Origin of the sequence: Streptomyces sp. NPDC048623 (assembly GCF_040650755.1) — a bacterium.
GTDB lineage: Bacteria > Actinomycetota > Actinomycetes > Streptomycetales > Streptomycetaceae > Streptomyces.
The window spans coordinates 141,920-161,765 of record NZ_JBEZHV010000018.1; the positions used below are offsets into that span (position 1 = coordinate 141,920).

Below are 19,846 nucleotides of genomic sequence, written 5' to 3' on the forward strand. Positions count from 1 at the left end.
CTCCTCTCCCGCCCCCGCCCCTCCCGCACAGTCTTCCGCTCGCCGGTCCCGGCGAGCGGATGTTCCCCGCATTTCCCCACACGAAAGAGAGACCGATCATGTCCTCGACCCCGTCCCGCCCGAAGTCCGGCCTCCGCAGGAAGGCCGCCGCCGTCGCCGGCGCCACGGCGCTCCTCGTGGGCGGCGGCATCGCCACCGCGACGACCGCCTCGGCCGGCCCCAACTGCGCCTCGGGCTACCACTGCGTCTTCTACGGCGGCATCGGCACCTCCGCCGGGCACGCGTTCTACAACAGCGACCCCAACTTCACCGACAACTACTTCGACGGCACCTCGAACAACATCAACGACAACGTGTGGTCGGCCAGCAACTCCAGCAGCGGCGGCTACGAGAGCCACTACTACTACGACACCGGCTACAGCGGCGGCCTGGTCTTCTGCGTCAACCCGGGCAGCGCGGTCAACTACGACCGCCTCTCGGACGACGGCGTCGACGGCAACCACATCGGCCAGCGCGACGAGGCCAGCTCGCTGCTGATGCGCCCCTCGACGACCATCTCCTGCTTCTGAGCGTCCGCAGACGGAAGGTGGCGCACGGAGGAGCTTCCTCTCCCCCGTGCGCCCATGCGGACGGTGCCTCTCACAGCACTACCGACAACCGAAAGGTAGAACAGAACATGCGCAGGATCGGCATGAACGCCGGATTCCGCCGGAAGGCCGCCGCCGTCGCCGGCGCGACCGCGCTCCTCGTGGGCGGCGGCGTCGCCACCGCGACGACCGCCTCGGCGGGCCCGTACTGCCCCTCGGGCTACCACTGCCTCTTCGAGGGCAACCTCAACACCCCGGTGCACCAGTACTTCAACAGCGACTACGACTTCAGGAACGACGTGTTCACCAGCGGGCACGGCGTGAACGACAACTCGTGGTCGGCCAGCAACTCCAGCAGCGGCGGCTACGAGAGCCACTACTACTACGACATCGGCTACCAGGGCGGACTCGTCTTCTGCGTCAACCCGGGCAGCTCGGTCGAGTACAACCAGCTCACGGACGACGGCATCGACGGCAACCACAACGGTCAGCGCGACGAGGCCAGCTCGCTGCTGCTGCGTCCCACGACCACCGTCTCCTGCTTCTGACATGAGGGCGGCCCCGCACCGGAGTTCCGGTGCGGGGCCGTTCGATGCCCGGGGGCGGGGATCAGCCCTCGGTGACGCCCAGCTTCTCCAGGATCAGGTCCTTGACCTTCGCCGCGTCGGCCTGGCCGCGCGTGGCCTTCATGACCGCGCCGACCAGGGCGCCGACCGCGGCGACCTTGCCGCCGCGGATCTTGTCGGCGATGCCCGCGTTGCCCGCGATGGCCTCGTCGACCGCCGCGCCGAGCGCGCTGTCGTCGGAGACGACCTTCAGACCGCGCTTCTCGACGACCTCGTCCGGGGTGCCCTCGCCGGCGAGGACGCCCTCGATGACCTGACGGGCCAGCTTGTCGGTCAGGTCACCGGCGGCGACCAGGGCCGACACGCGCGCCACGTCCGCCGGGGTGATGGGCAGCTCCTCCAGGGAGACGCCCTTCTCGTTGGCGTTACGGGCCAGCTCGCCCATCCACCACTTGCGGGCCGACGCCGCGTCGGCGCCCGCCTCGGTCGTGGCGACGATCGCGTCGACCGCGCCCGCGTTGAGGATGGCCTGCATGTCGTGCTCCGACACGCCCCACTCCTCGCGGAGCCGGTTGCGGCGCACGCGCGGCAGCTCGGGCAGGCCCTTCCGCAGCTCCTCGACCCACTCGCGGGCGGGGGCCACCGGCACCAGGTCCGGCTCGGGGAAGTAGCGGTAGTCCTCGGCGTTGTCCTTGATGCGGCCCGAGGTGGTGGAGCCGTCGTCCTCGTGGAAGTGCCGGGTCTCCTGGACGACCGTGCCGCCGGACTCCAGGATCGCCGCGTGGCGCTGGACCTCGTAGCGCACCGCCCGCTCCACGGAGCGCAGCGAGTTGACGTTCTTCGTCTCCGAGCGCGTGCCGAACTCCGACGCGCCCTTCCGCATCAGGGAGAGGTTGACGTCGCAGCGCATCTGGCCCTGGTCCATACGGGCCTCGGAGACGCCCAGGGCGAGGATGAGCGCGCGCAGCTCCGCCACGTACGCCTTGGCGACCTCGGGGGCCCGCTCGCCCGCGCCGACGATCGGCTTGGTGACGATCTCGATGAGCGGGATGCCGGCCCGGTTGTAGTCGAGCAGCGAGTGCGAGGCGCCGTGGATGCGGCCGGTCGCGCCACCAATGTGGGTGGACTTGCCGGTGTCCTCCTCCATGTGGGCGCGCTCGATCTCCACGCGGAAGACCTCGCCGTCCTCCAGCTGGACGTCCAGATAGCCGTTGAAGGCGATCGGCTCGTCGTACTGCGAGGTCTGGAAGTTCTTCGGCATGTCCGGATAGAAGTAGTTCTTCCGGGCGAAGCGGCACCACTCGGCGATCTCGCAGTTCAGCGCGAGGCCGATCTTGATCGCGGACTCGACGCCGACGGCGTTGACGACCGGCAGGGCGCCGGGCAGGCCGAGGCAGGTGGGGCAGGTCTGCGCGTTGGCGTCCTGGCCGAGCTCGGTCGAGCAGCCGCAGAACATCTTCGTCTTCGTGCCGAGCTCGACATGGACCTCAAGGCCCATGACGGGGTCGAACTCGGCGAGCGCCGCCTCGTACGACAGCAGTTCAGTGACAGTCACGGTGGAACTTTCCCTCTCAGCCCAGCAGGACGTCGTCGTCGCCGAGGCGCTTCAGCTCGCGATACAGGATCGCGAGGCCGGTGACGATGGCGGCGGCGGACACCACGGCGTCGACGAGCTTGAGCGTGTCATGCTCGGCGCGGGCCTTCTTGATCTGCTTCGTCACGGCGATGGCGCCGAACGCGGTGGTGCCCATGGACAGGTACGTACCGGTCTTGGACTTCTTGAAGCCCTTGGCCTTCTGCAGTGCACTGGTGGAACTCGTGGTCGTACTCACAGCGACGGAGCCTCCTCGAGCAGCGGGTGGCCCCACTTTTCCACGAAGGCGGCCTCGACGGCGGCACCGACCTTGTAGAGGCGGTCGTCCTTCAGGGCGGGGGCGATGATCTGCAGACCGACCGGCAGGCCGTCCTCCGGCGCGAGGCCGCAGGGCAGCGACATGGCGGCGTTGCCCGCCAGGTTGGTCGGGATCGTGCAGAGGTCCGCGAGGTACATCGCCATCGGGTCGTCGGCGCGCTCGCCGATCGCGAAGGCGGTGGTCGGCGTGGTCGGCGACACGATGACGTCGACCTGCTCGAAGGCCTTCTCGAACTCGCGGGTGATGAGGGTGCGGACCTTCTGGGCCGAGCCGAACCAGGCGTCGTAGTAGCCGGAGCTCAGCGCGTACGTACCGAGGATGATGCGGCGCTTGACCTCGGGGCCGAAGCCGGCCTCGCGGGTGAGCGCGGTGACGTCCTCGGCGGACCGGGAGCCGTCGTCGCCGGCCCGCAGGCCGTAGCGCAGACCGTCGAAGCGGGCCAGGTTGGACGAGCACTCGGACGGCGCGATCAGGTAGTACGCGGAGAGCGCGAGGTCGAAGGTCGGGCAGTCCACCTCGACGATCTCGGCGCCGAGCGACTTCAGCAGCTCGACGGACTCGTCGAAGCGCTGCACGACGCCGGCCTGGTAGCCCTCGCCGCGGAACTGCTTGACGACACCGACGCGCATGCCGGCGACCGAGCCGTTGCGGGCGGCCTCGACGACCGGCGGGACCGGCGCGTCGATGGAGGTCGAGTCGAGCGGGTCGTGCCCGGCGATGGCCTCGTGCAGCAGGGCCGCGTCGAGGACCGTACGGGCGCAGGGGCCGCCCTGGTCGAGCGAGGAGGAGAAGGCCACCATGCCGTAGCGGGAGACCGCGCCGTAGGTCGGCTTGACGCCGACGGTGCCGGTGACGGCGGCGGGCTGGCGGATGGAGCCGCCGGTGTCCGTGCCGATGGCGAGCGGGGCCTGGTACGAGGCGAGCGCGGCCGAGGAGCCGCCGCCGGAGCCGCCGGGGATCCGGGTGAGGTCCCAGGGGTTGCCGGTCGGGCCGTAGGCGCTGTTCTCGGTGGAGGAGCCCATGGCGAACTCGTCCATGTTGGTCTTGCCCAGGATGACCACGTCCGCGGCCTTCAGGTTCTTGACCAGCGTGGCGTCGTACGGAGGGATCCAGCCCTCCAGCATCTTGGAGCCGACCGTGGTGGGCACGCCCTCGGTCGTGAAGATGTCCTTGAGCGCGAGCGGGACACCGGCCAGCGGGCCGAGCTTCTCGCCGCGGGCACGCTTCTCGTCCACGGCGCGGGCCTGGGCGAGGGCGCCCTCGCGGTCGACGTGCAGGAAGGCGTGGACCTTCTCGTCGACGGCGTCGATCCGGGCGAGGTGGGCCTCGGTGACCTCGACGGCGGTGAGCTCGCCGGAGACGATCTTCGCCGCGATCTCGGCGGCGGTGAGCTTGATGATGGTGCTGTTGTCCGTCATGACGTTCTTAGTCCTCCCCCAGGATCTGCGGCACCTTGAAACGCTGCTGCTCCTGGGCCGGGGCGCCGGAGAGCGCCTGCGCGGGGGTGAGCGACGGACGGACCTCGTCCGCGCGCATGACATTGGTCAGCGGCAGCGGGTGGGAGGTCGGCGGTACGTCTTGGTCGGCGACCTCGGAGACGCGGGCGACCGCGCCGATGATGTCGTCGAGCTGTCCGGCGAAGTGGTCGAGTTCCTCGTCGGCGAGTTCCAGACGCGCCAGCCGAGCGAGGTGTGCGACCTCCTCGCGCGTGATGCCAGGCATGCAGCGATCCTCTGGGTGAGTCTTGTGGATGTACCGCAATCCTAGGGGGCGCGCGCCACGGCCACGAACACCGATCGCCATCCCCGCTGACGCGGGGAGCAGAGCTGTCCGGCGAAATGCTCGAGTTCGTCGGCCGGATCATCCCCTGGCGCGGGGACACCCCGGTCGCGGACCGGGGACACAACGGTACGCCATCACCCGGGCCGACCGGAGTCACTGCCCGACACGGTCAGCGGCGGGATCGCGTTGGGCCGCCGCGGCGATCTCCGCGGCGGCGATCTCGGAGGGGCGGCGCCAGCCGTGTTCGCCGCGGGCGCGCAGCCAGGCGGTGGTCTCGGCGGGCGGCATGGCGGCGGCGACCAGCCAGCCCTGGACGGCATCGCAGCCGAGGTCGCGCAGCCGCTCCCAGGTCTCGTCGTCCTCGACGCCCTCGGCGACGACGAGCAGGCCGAGCGAGTGGGCGAGGTCGAGGGTGCAGCGGACGATCTCGGCGTCCTCGGCATCGACGGCGAGCCGGGCGACGAAGGAGCGGTCGATCTTCAGTTCGCTCACCGGCAGGCGGCGCAGATGGACGAGGGAGGAGTAGCCGGTGCCGAAGTCGTCGAGGGACATCTTGACGCCGTGGCCGGTGAGGCCGGCCATGGTGTCGGCGGCGCGCTGCGGGTCCTCCAGGAGGACGTGCTCGGTTATCTCCAGCTGGAGCGCGCCGGCCGGGACGCCGTGCCGGGCGAGCCGGGCGGCGACGGCGCCGGCGAAGCCGGGGGTGTGGACGTCGCGGGGCGAGACGTTGACGGCGACCGGCACGTCGAGGCCCTGGGCGCGCCAGCGGGCGACCTGGGCGAGGGCGGTCTCCAGGACGTACTCGGTGAGGTGGGGCATCAGGCCGGAGGACTCGGCGATGGCGATGAACTCGTCCGGAGGAACCTTCCCTCGCTCGGGATGGACCCAGCGGACCAGCGCCTCCAGGCCGGCCACCTGGCCGTCGAAGCGGACCTTGGGCTGGTAGTGCAGTTCGACCTCGCCGGCGTCGAGGGCGCGGCGCAGGTCGCCGAGGAGGCCGAGACGGTCGGGCGTGTTGGAGTCGCGCTTGGACTCGTACACCTCGACGCCGGTGCGGTCCCGCTTGGCCTGGTACATGGCGACGTCGGCGCGGCGCAGCAGGCCCTCGGCGTCGAGCGCGTGTTCGGGGAAGACGGCGACGCCCGCGCTGGCCTCCAGGACCAGGGTGAGGCCGTCGAGGTCGAGCGGGGAGGACAGTTCGGCGACGAGGTGGCGGGCGACCCGCTGGGCGCTGGTGGTGGAGTCGGCGGTGGGCAGCAGGACGGCGAACTCGTCGCCGCCGAGCCGGGCGGCCTCGGCGCCGCGGGGCAGGGCGAGCCGGAGCCGTTCGGCGATCTGGAGCAGCAGCCGGTCGCCGGCGAGGTGTCCGAGGGTGTCGTTGACCGATCGGAAACGGTCGAGGTCGATCAGGACGAGTGCGGAGCGGACGCCCTCGGCCTCGGCCTCCTCCAGGGCGGTCCAGGTGCGTTCCAGGAGCCACTGGCGGTTGGGCAGTCCGGTGAGCGGGTCGCGCAGCTGTTCCTCGGCGCGGGCGCGGGCGATCCACAGGGTGGAGTCGAGGGCGATCAGCGGGACGACGAAGAGCGGCAGGAGCGGGGGCCGGGAGGCGGCGACGACGCAGACGAGGGGCGCGATGGCGAGCAGGGCGGCGGCGACCAGGCCCTGGCGGACCAGGGCGGTGCGCGCGGCGGTGGGCAGTCCGCCGGTCTGCGGGGCGAGCGCGTACCACAGCAGCAGCCGGGTCGCCACGAGGTAGGCGACGGCGGCGAGCATCACTTCCGGTACGTCCGCGATCCCCCAGTCGAGCGGCTGCCAGGGCTGCGCGACGGTGGGCACGTCGCTGAAGGTGGCCAGGACGAGGGCGGCGGCGCCGGTGCCGATGACGTCGACGGCGCCGTGCAGCAGGCCCTGGCGCCAGCGGTGGCGGCGGGCGGCGGCGACCAGGAGGACCACGGTGAGGGAGACCAGGGAGGCGGGCACCCAGCCGTAGAGGAGCAGTACGGCGAGGGTGAGGGCGGCGCCGGAGCCGGTGCCGCCCCACCAGCGGTCGCGGCCGAGGGCGACCAGGTGTCCGACGATGAGGCCGGTGAGGACGGCGAGCGACCAGCCGGCGGCGCCGCCGGGGAAGAGCCCCTGGCCGGTGCTCAGCGTCCGGTACAGACCGGCGGCGAGCACGACGGCGGCGATGCCCACCAGCGCTCCGGGGAGCCCGGAGGTGATGCCCACGAACGCCGCGCGGCCCTGGGGCCGTGCGACCGGGGCGGCGCTCTCGGTCGGTTTCATTCCCGTCCCTCTCACAGCCGGCGGTGCCGTCGCAACGCGGGGCCGTCGTGATGCCACTGGGCCGTCGTCCCGCCGCGCCGGACACGCGTGTCCTGCTCCTGCGCGCCGGCAGGGCTCTGGCGCGGCCGTGCGCGACGGACGCACGGTCACCACACTAGGCCGCGGAGGGCCGCTACGGGCAGCGCTCTCCATCTCTTGCCCGAATGCGACCAGGCCACCCCTAACGATCTGGTATGCGCCGAACGGGTGAGCTTCCGGGGGCCGTCGGGGCCCGGCGCGCCGGCCGCGGGCGCCCGCGACCGACCGCGACCGACCGCGGCCGAGGGCGGCCGACGACTACTCGGCGACGGGCAGCGCGGCCTCCTGAGCGGCTTCGGGACCTTGTTCGAGCAGGATCCGGAAGCCGTTCTCGTCGAGAACCGGAACCTTCAGCTGCATCGCCTTGTCGTACTTGGAGCCGGGATTGTCACCGACGACCACGAAGGCGGTCTTCTTCGAAACGGAACCCGTCACCTTGGCCCCCTGGGCTTGCAGCGACTCTTTTGCGCCATCCCTGGTGAAGTCCTGCAGGGTGCCGGTGACCACGACCGTCAGCCCGTCGAGCGGACGCGGGCCCTCGTCCTCGCCGGCGCCCTCGTCCTCCAGGGCCACCCCGGCCGCCCGCCACTTGCGCACGATCTCCTGGTGCCACTCCTCGGCGAACCACTGCTTCACGGCGGCGGCGATGATCCCGCCGACCCCGTCGACCGCCGCCAGCTCCTCCTCCGTCGCCTGCTCGATCCGCTCCAGGGAGCGGAACTGGCGGGCCAGCGCCTCGGCCGCGACCGGGCCGACATGCCGGATCGACAGCCCGTTGAGGAAGCGGGCCAGCGGGCGGGTCTTCGCCGCCTCGATGTTCGCCAGCATCGCCAGGGCGTTCTTCTTCGGCTCGCCCTTCTGGTTGGCGAAGACGGAGACGATCTTCGGCTCGCCGGTCTTCGGGTCCCGCTTGGGCAGCCCGCTGTCCGCGTCGAGAACGTACGCCCGGACCGGCAGCAGCTGCTCGATCGTCAGGTCGAAGAGGCCGCCCTCGTCGGCGAGCGGCGGCTCGGCCGGCTCCAGCGGGCGGGTGAGCGCCGCCGCCGCGACCATGCCGAAGTTCTCGATGTCCAGGGACGAGCGTCCGGCCAGGAAGGCGAGCCGCTCGCGCAGCTGGGCGGGGCACGACCGCGCGTTGGGGCAGCGCAGGTCGATGTCCCCCTCCTTCATCGGCTTCAGCGGCGTGCCGCACTCCGGGCACTCGGCCGGCATGACGAAGGCGTACTCCGTGCCGTCCCGCAGGTCCGTGACCGGGCCGAGGATCTCCGGGATCACGTCACCGGCCTTGCGCAGCACGACCGTGTCGCCGATCAGCACGCCCTTGGCCTTCACCACCTCCTGGTTGTGCAGGGTGGCGAACTCGACCTCGGACCCGGCCACCGTGACCGGCTCCACCTGCGCGTACGGCGTGACCCGGCCCGTACGCCCGACGCCGACCTTGATGTCGACCAGCTTGGTGTTGACCTCCTCCGGCGCGTACTTCCAGGCGATCGCCCAGCGCGGGGCGCGCGCGGTGGAGCCGAGCCGGCCCTGGAGCGGGATCTCGTCGAGCTTGACGACGACTCCGTCGATCTCGTGCTCGACGGAGTGACGGTTCTCCCCGAAGTACGCGATGAACTCCTTCACCGCGGCGAGGCCGGAGACCACCTTGTTGTGCCGGGCGGTGGGCAGCCCCCACTCGTGCAGCAGTTCGTAGGCGTGGGACAGGCAGTCGATGTCGAAGCCCTCACGGGCGCCGATCCCGTGCACCACCATGTGCAGCGGGCGGGTCGCCGTCACCTTCGGGTCCTTCTGGCGCAGCGAACCGGCCGCCGCGTTGCGCGGATTGGCGAAGGGCTTGTCCCCGGCCTCCACCAGGCGCGCGTTCAGTCCCTCGAAGGCCTCCATCGGGAAGTAGACCTCGCCGCGGATCTCCACGAGCTCCGGGATGCGGTCGCCGCGCAGCCGGTCCGGGATGTCGGCGATCGTCCGCACGTTGGGCGTGATGTCCTCGCCGGTGCGCCCGTCGCCGCGGGTCGCCGCGCGGGTCAGCCGCCCGTGCTCGTACGTCAGGTTCACGGCGAGTCCGTCGACCTTGAGCTCGCACAGGAAGTGGTAGTCGCTCGTGCCGACGTCCTTGGCGATCCGCTCGGCCCAGGCGGACAGCTCCTCGTCGTCGAACGCGTTGTCGAGCGACAGCATGCGCTGCCGGTGCTCCACGGACGTGAAGTCCGTCTCGTACGCCCCGGCGACCTTCTGGGTCGGCGAGTCGGGCGTCCGCAGCTCCGGATACCGCTCCTCCAGGGCCTCCAGGGCGCGCAGGAGCTTGTCGAACTCCGCGTCGCTGACGATCGGCTGGTCCTTCACGTAGTACCGGAAGCGGTGCTCCTCGACCTGCTCGGCCAGCTGTCCGTGCTGCTCCCGTACCTCCGCGGGCAGGGCCCCCTGTTCAACAGCCACCGTTTCGTCCTCCGTTACTCCGGGTTGTCCGCGAGCGATCTCGCCGCCCGGGCGCAGTGTGCGAGCGCCTTGCGGGCGTACGCCGGCGAGGCACCCGCGAGACCGCAGGCGGGGGTGACCACCACGGACTCGGCGAGAGTCCCCGGATTCAGCCCCAGCCTGCGCCACAGCGTCCTGACACCCATGACGCTACCGCCCGGGTCCGACAATGCCCCCGAGGCCGCCCCCGAGCCCGTCTCCGTGGACGGCACCACACCGGCGAACAGCTTGGTCCCCGCCTCCACCGCCTCCCCGATCGGCTCCTCGTCACGCTCGGTGAGGAGGGAGAAGTCGAACGACACCCCGGCCGCCCCGGCCCGCCGCAGCAGCCCGAACGGCACGCCCGGCGCGCACGAGTGCACCACGACCGGCCCGTCGTGCACCGCGATCACGTCCCGCAGCGCGCTCTCCACCACCTGCCGGTCCACGGCCCGGTGGGTGCGGTAGCCGCTCGCGCTACGGATCCGCCCGAGGAGTACGGCGGTCAGCGAGGGCTCGTCGAGCTGGAGCACGACCCGCGCGCCGGGCACCCGCTTGCGGACGTCGGCCAGATGCAGCCGCAGCCCCTCGGCGAGCGAGCCCGCCAGGTCCCGGCAGGCCCCGGCGTCCGAGAGCGCCGCCTCTCCCCCGCGCAGCTCCAGCGCGGCGGCGAGCGTCCACGGCCCCACCGCCTGCACCTTCAGCGCGCCCTGGTACCCCTGCGTGAACTCCTCCAGGGCGTCCAGGTCCTCCCCGAGCCAGGAGTGCGCCCGCCGGGTGTCCCGCCCCGGCCGGTCGCTGATCCGCCACCCGCTCGGCTCCACGTGCGCGTACAGCTCGACGAGCATCCCGGCGGTCCGCCCGATCATGTCCGCGCCGGGCCCGCGGGCCGGCAGCTCGGCCAGGAACGGAAAGTCCTCGAAGGACCCGGTCGCGGTCCTGGCGGCCTCGCGGGCGTCACCGCCGGGGAGGGAACCGACGCCGGTGGCGGGGGCCCAGGGGAAGGTGCGTTCGTCGCTGTTCTCGCTCACTCGGGAAGCGTACGTGCCGGGCGTGCCGGGCGTGCCGGGCGTGCCGGGCGTGCCGGGCGTGCCAGGGTCTCGCGGGTGGCGACGGTGACGGGGCGGCCGTCGCGGCGTCAGCGCCCCGGCCGTACCGTCAGGTCGTTGACCTCGGCGTCGCGCGGCAGGTCGATCGCCATGACGATGGTCGTGGCCACCGACTCGGGGTCGATCCAGCGCGCCGGGTCGTACTCCTTGCCCTCCTGCTGGTGCACCTTCGCCTGCATGGGGCTCGCGGTCCGCCCCGGGTACACGGACGTGACCCGCACCCCGTGGGCGTGCTCCTCCTGCCGCAGCGAGTCGGCGAGCGCCTTGAGCCCGTGCTTGGACGCCGCGTACGCGCCCCACTCGGCGTGCGCGGCGAGCCCGGCGCCCGAGTTCACGAACACGACGTGGCCCTTGGCGACCCGCAGCTGGGGCAGGAAGTGCCGGGTGAGCTCGGCGGGGGCGACGAGGTTGACGTTCAGCTGGTGGTGCCAGGTCTTCGGGGTGAGCTCCCCGACCGGCCCGAGGTCGACGACCCCGGCGATGTGCAGCAGGCTGTCGACCCGCTCGGGCAGCGTCTGGTGCGAGAACGCCCACGACAGACGGTCCGGATCCGCCAGGTCCCCGACGAGCGTCCGCGCCCCGGGAAACTCCGCCGCCAGTTCCTTCGCCCGCCCGGCGTCCCGCGCGTGCAGCACGAGTTCGTCCCCGCGCGCGTGCAGCCGCCGCGCGACGGCGTTGCCGATGCCGGAGCCGGCTCCGGTGATCACATGAGTAGCCATGGGCCTCATGTTCTCAGGGAACGCGGCGCGCCATGGTCTCCTCCAGGTGTGCGAGGGCCGCCGCGCCGTCCTCGGCGAAGAAGACCAGGTCCGCCAGGGGGATCGGGAGGAAGCCCTCGGCCTCCATGCGGTGGAACTGGGACTTCAGGCCGTCGTAGAAGCCGGCCGTGTTGAGGAGGACGACGGGCTTGGTGTGCTTGGCGTGCTTCTTCAGCTCCAGGATCTCGGTGGCCTCGTCGAGGGTGCCGGTGCCGCCGACCATGACGACGATCGCGTCGGACTTGGCGAGGAGGAGGGCCTTGCGCTCGGCCAGGTCCGTGGCGATGACCATCTCGTCGGCGCCCGTGTGCGCCTTGTGGGCGAGGAACTCGACCGAGACACCGACCAGGCGGCCGCCGGCCTCCGCGACGCCGTCCGCGACGACCTTCATCAGGCCGGTGTCGGAGCCGCCCCAGACGAGGGTGTGGCCCGCCTCGCCGAGGCGGGCGGCGAAGTCGCGGGCGGGGGTGGTGTAGCGCTCGTCGAGGTCGGCGGCGGAGAGGAAGACGCAGATGTTCATGGGCCCCACGGTAGGTCCTTGCGCAGCTGGCGGGCCGTCCGCCGTGGGCGCACGGGCCGACGGCGAGAATTTTTCGGGAAGTCGGGGGCCGGAGCGATGAGTTCCGGGGGCGGGCGCGGTCTGCCCCTCCATGGACGAGGTGAAGACGACGCTGTGCGGGGCCCGGGGCCTGGTCAGGTCGCAGGACGGGACGCGGATCGCCTACGAGCGGTACGGGGAGGGGCCGCCGGTGATCCTGGTGAGCGGGGCGCTCGGGACGGCCCGCGGCGAGCGGCCGCTGGCCGGGCTGCTCGCCCGGCGCTACTCGGTGGTGGCGTACGACCGGCGGGGGCGCGGCGCGAGCGGGGACACCGGGCCGTACGCGGTGGAGCGGGAGATCGCCGATCTGGCGGCGCTCGTCGACGCGGTGGGCGGCGCGGCGGGCTCGGCCGCCGTGCACGGCACCGCCTCGGGCGGTGCCCTCGCGCTCGCGGCCGCCGCCGCGGGGGTGCCGGTCGGGCCGGTGTCGGTGTACGAGCCGCCGTACGGCGCGGAGGCGGCGGCCTGGCGGAGCCGGGTGCGGGCACTGCTCGACCGGGGCCGGCGGGGTGCCGCCCTCGACGTGATCCTCGGCGAGGGCGCGGCGGCGGCCATGGGGGCACCCGCGCTCGAAGCGCTGGCGCACACCCTCGCGTACGACGAGGCGGTGGTGGGCGACGGCGCGGTGCCGGCGGCCCGCCTCGGCCGCGTCCACGCGCGCGTGCTGGTGATGGACGGCGGCGCGAGCCCGTCGTGGACCCGGCGGGTGGCCCGCTCGGTGGCCGCCGCCGTCCCCCGCGGCCGCCACCGCACCCTCACCGGCCAGACCCACCAGGTGGCGCCCCACGTCCTGGCGCCGGTCCTGGAGGGGTTCCTGGACGAGTGCGGGGCGGAGGAGCCGGTGGAGGGGTGAGGTGGGGGAGGTTGGGGCGGGGCGCGCAGGGCCGGGGCGCGGCCTGAGCCGCGGCCGCATCGGGCGTCGGCCCGTGGGCCCTGGCCCACGACCGAGTCGGACTCCGACGGCGCCGAGCGTCAGCCCCGTCCGGCCGCGGGGGCATCAGGCCCCGGCCGGATCAGGGGCAGGCCCGACCGGGTCAGGCGCCGGGCGCCTCAGACCGTCGCCGGGGCCGTCCTCCGTACCGTCGTCGCGATCGTCGCCGAGCCGACGACCCGCGTGCCGTCGTAGAGCACGATCGCCTGGCCCGGGGCCACGCCCCGGACCGGGGCGTCGAAGGTGACCGTCAGCTCACCGTCCGCCATCGCCGCGCTCACCGGCGTCTCCTCGCCGTGGGCGCGCAGCTGGGCGGTGTAGCGGCCGGGGCCCTCGGGGGCGGTGCCGCACCAGCGGGGCTTGACGGCGGTGAGGGCGGTGACGTCGAGGGCCTCGGCGGGGCCGACGGTCACCGTGTTGTTCACGGGCGAGATGTCGAGGACGTAGCGCGGCTTGCCGTCCGGCGCCGGGTGCCCGATGCGCAGGCCCTTGCGCTGGCCGATGGTGAAGCCGTAGGCCCCCTCGTGGGTGCCCACCTTCGTACCCGACTCGTCGACGATGTCGCCCTCCGCCGTGCCGAGGCGGGAGGCGAGGAAGCCCTGGGTGTCGCCGTCGGCGATGAAGCAGATGTCGTGGCTGTCGGGCTTCTTCGCGACCGCGAGGCCGCGCCGCTCCGCCTCCGCCCGGATCTCGTCCTTGGTGGTGAGCGTGTCGCCGAGCGGGAACATCGCGTGCGCCAGCTGCCTCTCGTCGAGCACGCCGAGCACGTACGACTGGTCCTTGGCCATGTCGGAGGCCCGGTGCAGCTCGCGGGTGCCGTCCTCGCGGAGCACGACGGTCGCGTAGTGGCCGGTGCAGACCGCGTCGAAGCCGAGGGCGAGCGCCTTGTCGAGCAGCGCCGCGAACTTGATCTTCTCGTTGCAGCGCAGGCACGGGTTGGGCGTGCGGCCCGCCTCGTACTCGGCGACGAAGTCGTCCACCACGTCCTCGCGGAAGCGCTCGGCGAGGTCCCACACGTAGAAGGGGATGCCGATGACGTCGGCGGCGCGCCGGGCGTCGCGCGAGTCCTCGATGGTGCAGCAGCCGCGCGCGCCGGTACGGAACGACTGCGGGTTCGCGGAGAGGGCCAGGTGGACGCCGGTGACGTCGTGGCCCGCCTCGGCGGCGCGGGCGGCGGCGACGGCGGAGTCGACGCCGCCGGACATGGCGGCGAGGACGCGGAGGGTCTTAGTCATAGCCCTACCAGGGTACGGGGCGCGGGGAACCACGGTCGCGGGAGTAAGCGTTGTCGATCACATGGGGAAAAAGGGGAGCAGCCGGAGCAGCGGGGCGGCGAAGAAGAGGACGACGGCCCGGAGGAAGGGCGCCGCGAAGAAGGGCGCAGCAAAAAAGGGCGGGCCCGCGCGGCGGGCCGTCCTGCTCGGCGGCGCCGTCGCCCTCGCCGGCACGGCCGTCCTCGCCCGTGACGAGCTGGCCCGCTTCTGGTGGCGGCTGCCCGGCATGGAGAGGAAGCGGGTCGAGGGCGAGCTCGACCACAAGGGCGCCGAGTGGACGGCGGCGTCCGGCTACAACTGGCGCCGCGCCGACCGTCCCGACGACTACGTCATCGACCGGGTCGTCATCCATGTCGTCCAGGGCAGTTACGCCTCCGCCCTCAAGGTGTTCAAGGACCCCTCCCACGGCGCCGCCGCGCACTACGTGGTGCGCAAGGACGGGCACATCGCCCAGATGATCCGCGAACTCGACGTCGCCTTCCACGCCGGCAACCGCGACATGAACGAGCGCAGCATCGGCATCGAGCACGAGGGCTTCGTCGACCGCCCGCAGGACTTCACGCCGCGGATGTACGAGGCGTCCGCCCGCCTCACGGCCGACATATGCGCGCGGTACGGCATCCCTGTCGACCGGGAGCACATCATCGGCCATGTCGAGGTCCCGGGCACGGACCACACGGACCCGGGGCCGCACTGGGACTGGAAGCGGTACATCGCGCTGGTGCGCCGGGAGCGTACGAAGCTCCCGGCGACCGTCAGCTGAGGCCCGCGGTCCTCGCCCGCTCCACCGCCGGGCCGATCGCCTCGGCGACCGCCGCCACGTCGGCCTTCGTGGAGGTGTGGCCGAGGCTGAAGCGGAGGGTGCCTCGGGCGAGGTCTGGGGAGGCGCCGGTGGCGAGCAGGACGTGGCTGGGCTGGGCGATGCCGGCCGTACAGGCGGAGCCGGTGGAGCACTCGATGCCGGCGGCGTCGAGGAGGAGGAGCAGGGAGTCGCCCTCGCAGCCGGGGAAGCTGAAGTGGGCGTTGGCGGGGAGGCGGTCGACCGGGTCGCCGCCGAGCAGTGCGTCCGGGACGGCCGTACGGACGGCGGTGACGAGCTCGTCGCGCAGCGCGCCGACCGTACGGGCGAAGTCCTCCTGGCCGTCGGCGGCGAGGCGGGCCGCGACGGCGAAGGCGGCGACGGCGGGGACGTCGAGGGTGCCGGAGCGGACGTGGCGCTCCTGGCCGCCGCCGTGCAGGACGGGGACCGGGGTGTACTCGCGGCCGAGGAGCAGCGCGCCGATGCCGTACGGGCCGCCGATCTTGTGGCCGGAGACGGTCATCGCGGCGAGCCCGGAGGCGGCGAAGTCGACCGGGACCTGGCCGACGGCCTGGACCGCGTCGGCGTGCAGGGGGACGGCGAACTCTGCGGCGACGTCGGCGAGTTCGCGGACCGGCATGATCGTGCCGATCTCGTTGTTGGCCCACATGACGGTGGCGAGGGCGACGTCGTCGGGCTCGCGCGCGATGGCCTCGCGCAGCGCGTCGGGGTGGACCCGGCCGTACGGGTCGACCGGCAGGTACTCGACGGTGGCGCCCTCGTGGGTCGCCAGCCAGTCGACGGCGTCGAGCACGGCGTGGTGCTCGACGGGACTCGCGAGGATCCGGGTCCGGCGCGGGTCGGCGTCCCGCCGGGCCCAGAACAGACCCTTCACGGCGAGGTTGTCGGCCTCGGTGCCGCCGGAGGTGAGAACGACCTCACTGGGCCGCGCGCCGAGCGCACCCGCGAGGGTCTCCCGGGCCTCCTCGACGGTACGTCGGGCGCGTCGCCCGGCGGCGTGCAGCGAGGAGGCGTTGCCCGTGACGGCGAGCTGGGCGGTCATCGCCTCGATCGCCTCGGGGAGCATGGGCGTGGTCGCGGCGTGGTCGAGGTAAACCATGGTGGACCGATTCTACGAGGCGGGGGCGGGGGTGTGGTCGGGCGGTCGGCGGGGTGGTTCGCGGGGGCGATTCACGGGGGCGATTCGCGGGGCGGCCGGTGGGGCGCCTCGCCGAGCCGCCGGGGGGGCGGGCGGGCCGGGGGTCGGGCCGGGTCGGCCGTCCGGCCAAGGCGCCTCACCAGGCCGCGGTCCGCGCGGCGGCCGCTCTACGAGGCAGGATCCGGCGTCCCGCCGGGTGACTCGGCGGGGTGGCCGGGGGCTCCGTGGCGGGCCGCGCTCTCGGTGGCCACCTGCGCCAGCAGGGCCCGGGCGGCCGGTGGGGCGGTGACCTCGATGCTCGCGCCGAAGGCGAGCAGGGGGCGGAGGTCGCCGAGTTCGGCGACGGAGAGTTCGACGTGTGTCCACTCGGTGGTGGGGCGGGCGGGCGGCGGGGTGGTGAGGCGGTCGCCGTGGAGGCGCAGGAAGCGGTCGTAGCGGTCCCGGTGGATCCGGGCGGTGACGGTCACCCCGGCCGGGCGCCGCTCGACCCGGGCCCGGAGCAGCTCCCACACCTCGGCGAGCTCGACGCCGGGGCGGCGCCGTACCGGCTCGTCCAGCAGCTCGGCCCCGTGCACCCGGTCGGCCCGGAACAGGCGCGGCTCGCCCTCGCGGTCCGCGACCAGGTACCAGACGCCGGCCTTCACGACGAGGCCGTACGGATCGACGGTGTACGCCTCCGGGGCGGGCGCCCCGCTGCTCCGGTAGCGCAGTGCGAGCCGCCGGTCGGCGAACACGGCCCGGTGCAGCACGTCCAGGTCCGCCTCCGGGCGCGGCCCGCTCATCCAGCGGTCCGGGTCGACGAGGATGCGACGGCTGGTCGCCTCGGCCGCCGGCCGGTGCGGGGCGGGCAGCGCGGCCATCACCTTGCGCAGTGCCGACCCCAGCGCCCGGTCGAGCCCGAGCGCCTGGTGCGCCCCCTGCGCGGCGAGCACGAACAGTGCCCGCGACTCGTCGGCGGTGAGCCCGGTGACGTCGGTGCGGTACCCGTCGAGCAGCGCGATCCCGCCGTAACGGCCGCGCTCCGCGTAGACGGGGACGCCGGCCGCCGAGAGCGCCTCGACGTCCCGGTAGACCGTCCGCACGGACACCTCGAGCCGCTCGGCGAGCTCGCCGGCGGGGACGGTCCCGCGGGTCTGGAGCAGGAGGAGGAGGGCGAGGAGGCGGTCGGACTTCACGGGGCGAGGCTAGCGGGGGTGGGGAGCGCCGGGGCGGCGTGTGAGGGTGCGGGCCCGCCCCGGCCTGGCGGCCCGTGGGCGACGGCGGTCGCCGGGCCCGTTCCCCGGGCGCCCCCCCCGGGCGCGGCCGGGGCCTTGGGCGCCGGCCGGGTGCGTCGCCTGGCTCCGGCCGCACGGCGCCGACCCAGCGGCGGCCCTTCGGCCTAGCCCGCCGCGCGCCCTGCCGATCGGGCGCCCACCCCGGCCACGGCCTGAACGACGATCGGTCCGCCACGCGGCGACGCCCTCCGGACCTCTGCCGAACGAGTTCGTCCCGCGAGCGAAAGTCGCGCACGGCGGATGCCGGGGCGCCCCACAGGGGGCGTCCGCGCGGTGGGAGCGGCTGGCCGCCTCGCCGCCGAGGCGGTCCGTCGGCCGCGCAGGGGCACGCAGCGCTGATACGGCGCACCCATCAGGTCGGCAGCCGGCCGAAACGGCAGCCGTCGCCGGGCTCCGCCCGTCGGGTGCGCTGGACGGCGCACCGGTTCGCCGCCCGGCGGCCCGCAGGGCCGAGGCCGATGAGGTGGCGGGCCGCGTCAGCTTCTCGGCGCCCGCGCCAGCTGCCGGGACTGGGCCACCAGGCGGTCCGCGCTGTCCCAGACCTCCGCGTCCTCCTCCAGGAAGCCGCCCGCGAGGTTGCGGGTGGTGATGGCGACGCGGAGGGGGCCGGGGGCCGGGCGGCAGCGGACATGGGTGGTGAGTTCGACCGTGGGGGTCCAGCCCTTGAGGCCCAGTTCGAACGAGGTCGGCGGGAGCGCGTCGACCGTGAGGAGCAGGGACAGCGGGTCGGGGTCACGGCCGTCCGCGAGGCCGAACCAGCCGCGCATCTCGCCCTTGCCGGACGGCGCGCCGATCGCCCAGCCGACCGTCGCCGGGTCGAGCCGGATGTCGAGGCGCTCGGTGATCGCCGAGGAGCCGGGGATCGCCGGGGTCGGGCCGTCGGTGGCGCCGAAGCACTGGTCGATCGGGGCGATGGCGGGCGGGGCCGCGGTCGTGCGCACGTCGTCGGGGAGCGCGTCGAGGTCGCCGTACGACGCGAGCACGCGGATCCGCTCGACCTCGGTGCCGTCCTCCGCGTACTGGAGCAGGGAGGCCTGGCCGGTCGACAGCGTGCGGCCGGTGCGGACCGTCTCCACCCGGATCACCGCCGGGCCCGGCTCGGACGGGGTGAGGTAGTGCGCCGAGATCGTGAACGGGTCCGGGTGCGGCAGGTGCTCGCCGAGCGCGCGGCCCAGGAGGGCGAGGAGGTAGCCGCCGTTGACGGCGTGGATGATCGTCCAGCCCGCGGAGAGCTCGGCGTCGTACACCCCGGGCTCGCGCAGGGTGACGGCCGTGTCCCGGTCGAACTCGCTCGTCGTACCGCTTGTCCCGCTCGTCGTGACGTTCACCGTCTCCATGCTGCTCGTACTCATGGCCGGAACGCTACAGGAACTGATTACTAAGCGGTAGCTTTTTCGTTTCCGCGCTCGGGCTCCTCGCGGGCGTTCGACCTGCGGTTCCAGGCGCGCGGCGCGCGCCAGTGGAAGCGCATCGCGAAGAGGCGGAGGACGAAGGCGGTGAGGACGGCGGCGCCGCTGGTGTACCCGTTGAGCACGTCGAAACGGATGGACAGCACGACGATCGTCGCGCCCACGATCGCCGGTACGGCGTAGAGGTCGCGGTCCCAGCGCAGCAGCGACGGCACCTCGTTGGCCAGCACGTCGCGCAGCACGCCGCCGCCGACGGCCGTGGCGAGGCCGAGCGCGGCGGAGGAGGTGAGGCCGAGGCCGTAGTCGTACGCCTTGGTCGTACCGGTCACACAGAACAGGCCGAGGCCGGCCGCGTCGAAGACGTTGACCGCGGTCTGGGTCCGTTCCACCTCCGGGTGGAGGAAGAAGACGAGGACCGCGGCGACCAGGGGCATGAGGAAGTAGCCGAGGTCGGTGAAGGCGGCGGGGGGTACGGCGCCGATGATCAGGTCGCGGAAGAGGCCGCCGCCGAGGGCGGTGACCTCGGCGAGGACGGCGATGCCGAAGACGTCGAAGTTCTTGCGGACGGCGAGGAGGGCGCCGGAGATGGCGAAGACGAAGATGCCGACGAGGTCCAGGGCGTGTTGGACCGACGGGTTGAACAGATCGTGGAGCACCGGGCAATTGTGCCGGGTGTGGTGACGTGGGGCTGCCGGGGCGGTACGGGGCGGGCCCCGCGCCCTTCTCGTAGGGTGCCGCCCTCGGGCCGGGGCGGGCGGGGCCGGAGCCCGGGGGCACCCGGGCACCACGGGAACGACCCCGGCGGGCGCGGCCCGCAACGGCACCCCGAGCCGTACGCAGGCGTCGGCGACGAGGGGCGTGGACAGCTC

At 73.4% G+C, this 19,846-nt stretch carries 18 protein-coding genes; 4 read left to right on the plus strand and 14 right to left on the minus strand.

Going from position 1 to position 19,846, the window contains the following annotated elements; genetic code table 11:
• Window positions 1-98 precede the first annotated feature (98 nt).
• Together AB0C73_RS24855 and AB0C73_RS24860 are read left to right on the plus strand one after the other, a co-directional pair.
• On the plus strand, window positions 99-569 hold the full coding sequence (locus AB0C73_RS24855) for a hypothetical protein (protein ID WP_362533975.1): 471 nt from the start codon (window positions 99-101) through the stop codon (window positions 567-569).
• A gap of 107 nt (window positions 570-676) precedes the next feature.
• Window positions 677-1,135 (plus strand): hypothetical protein, encoded by a 459-nt coding sequence (locus tag AB0C73_RS24860; RefSeq protein ID WP_362533977.1) that lies wholly within the window; start codon window positions 677-679, stop codon window positions 1,133-1,135.
• A gap of 61 nt (window positions 1,136-1,196) precedes the next feature.
• Here the strand turns inward: AB0C73_RS24860 and gatB are convergent, their stop codons facing one another.
• The 9 genes from gatB to AB0C73_RS24905 form a co-directional block, all read right to left on the minus strand.
• Window positions 1,197-2,708: an Asp-tRNA(Asn)/Glu-tRNA(Gln) amidotransferase subunit GatB gene (gene gatB / locus AB0C73_RS24865; protein ID WP_362533979.1), complete on the minus strand. Its 1,512-nt coding sequence runs from the start codon at window positions 2,706-2,708 to the stop codon at window positions 1,197-1,199.
• A gap of 16 nt (window positions 2,709-2,724) precedes the next feature.
• Window positions 2,725-2,985 carry a hypothetical protein gene (locus tag AB0C73_RS24870; protein WP_265864717.1) on the minus strand — a complete coding sequence of 87 codons (261 nt, stop codon included), beginning with the start codon at window positions 2,983-2,985 and terminating at the stop codon, window positions 2,725-2,727.
• Window positions 2,982-4,484, minus strand: coding sequence for an Asp-tRNA(Asn)/Glu-tRNA(Gln) amidotransferase subunit GatA (gatA, locus tag AB0C73_RS24875; protein WP_362533981.1), 1,503 nt, complete (start codon window positions 4,482-4,484; stop codon window positions 2,982-2,984). The genes AB0C73_RS24870 and gatA overlap by 4 nt, the downstream gene beginning before the upstream one ends.
• Before the next feature lie 7 nt (window positions 4,485-4,491).
• Entirely contained in the window at window positions 4,492-4,788 is a 297-nt protein-coding gene (gene gatC, locus AB0C73_RS24880) for an Asp-tRNA(Asn)/Glu-tRNA(Gln) amidotransferase subunit GatC (protein ID WP_362470412.1), read from the minus strand.
• Window positions 4,789-5,001: 213 nt separating this feature from the next.
• Window positions 5,002-7,131, minus strand: coding sequence for a bifunctional diguanylate cyclase/phosphodiesterase (locus AB0C73_RS24885; protein WP_362533984.1), 2,130 nt, complete (start codon window positions 7,129-7,131; stop codon window positions 5,002-5,004).
• Window positions 7,132-7,467: 336 nt separating this feature from the next.
• Window positions 7,468-9,648: an NAD-dependent DNA ligase LigA gene (gene ligA / locus AB0C73_RS24890; protein WP_362533987.1), complete on the minus strand. Its 2,181-nt coding sequence runs from the start codon at window positions 9,646-9,648 to the stop codon at window positions 7,468-7,470.
• A gap of 14 nt (window positions 9,649-9,662) precedes the next feature.
• Complete coding sequence (locus AB0C73_RS24895; protein ID WP_362533990.1) at window positions 9,663-10,697, minus strand: methionine synthase; 1,035 nt, start codon at window positions 10,695-10,697, stop codon at window positions 9,663-9,665.
• A gap of 107 nt (window positions 10,698-10,804) precedes the next feature.
• The gene (locus AB0C73_RS24900; RefSeq protein WP_362533993.1) at window positions 10,805-11,503 is read right to left on the minus strand and encodes an SDR family oxidoreductase; all 699 of its coding nucleotides are present in this window, start codon (window positions 11,501-11,503) and stop codon (window positions 10,805-10,807) included.
• 4 nt (window positions 11,504-11,507) lie between these two features.
• Window positions 11,508-12,053: a TIGR00730 family Rossman fold protein gene (locus AB0C73_RS24905; RefSeq protein WP_362533995.1), complete on the minus strand. Its 546-nt coding sequence runs from the start codon at window positions 12,051-12,053 to the stop codon at window positions 11,508-11,510.
• Between the two features lie 130 nt (window positions 12,054-12,183).
• Here AB0C73_RS24905 and AB0C73_RS24910 point away from each other — a divergent pair, with 130 nt between their 5' ends.
• On the plus strand, window positions 12,184-12,984 hold the full coding sequence (locus tag AB0C73_RS24910; protein WP_362533997.1) for an alpha/beta fold hydrolase: 801 nt from the start codon (window positions 12,184-12,186) through the stop codon (window positions 12,982-12,984).
• Between the two features lie 197 nt (window positions 12,985-13,181).
• On the opposite strand, the gene mnmA is transcribed toward AB0C73_RS24910, so the two are convergent.
• Window positions 13,182-14,297: a tRNA 2-thiouridine(34) synthase MnmA gene (gene mnmA, locus AB0C73_RS24915; RefSeq protein ID WP_362533999.1), complete on the minus strand. Its 1,116-nt coding sequence runs from the start codon at window positions 14,295-14,297 to the stop codon at window positions 13,182-13,184.
• 61 nt (window positions 14,298-14,358) lie between these two features.
• Between mnmA and AB0C73_RS24920 the strand changes: the two genes are divergently transcribed.
• Complete coding sequence (locus AB0C73_RS24920; protein ID WP_362534001.1) at window positions 14,359-15,099, plus strand: N-acetylmuramoyl-L-alanine amidase; 741 nt, start codon at window positions 14,359-14,361, stop codon at window positions 15,097-15,099.
• Here the strand turns inward: AB0C73_RS24920 and AB0C73_RS24925 are convergent.
• The 4 genes from AB0C73_RS24925 to AB0C73_RS24940 all read right to left on the minus strand — a co-directional run bounded on the left by AB0C73_RS24925 (window position 15,092) and on the right by AB0C73_RS24940 (window position 19,633).
• Window positions 15,092-16,255 (minus strand): cysteine desulfurase family protein, encoded by a 1,164-nt coding sequence (locus AB0C73_RS24925; RefSeq protein WP_362534003.1) that lies wholly within the window; start codon window positions 16,253-16,255, stop codon window positions 15,092-15,094. The genes AB0C73_RS24920 and AB0C73_RS24925 overlap by 8 nt on opposite strands.
• A gap of 206 nt (window positions 16,256-16,461) precedes the next feature.
• Complete coding sequence (locus tag AB0C73_RS24930; protein ID WP_362534006.1) at window positions 16,462-17,469, minus strand: WYL domain-containing protein; 1,008 nt, start codon at window positions 17,467-17,469, stop codon at window positions 16,462-16,464.
• 575 nt (window positions 17,470-18,044) lie between these two features.
• Window positions 18,045-18,920 (minus strand): thioesterase family protein, encoded by an 876-nt coding sequence (locus tag AB0C73_RS24935; RefSeq protein ID WP_362534009.1) that lies wholly within the window; start codon window positions 18,918-18,920, stop codon window positions 18,045-18,047.
• Between the two features lie 26 nt (window positions 18,921-18,946).
• Window positions 18,947-19,633 carry a trimeric intracellular cation channel family protein gene (locus AB0C73_RS24940; protein WP_362534011.1) on the minus strand — a complete coding sequence of 229 codons (687 nt, stop codon included), beginning with the start codon at window positions 19,631-19,633 and terminating at the stop codon, window positions 18,947-18,949.
• Window positions 19,634-19,846: the final 213 nt, after the last annotated feature.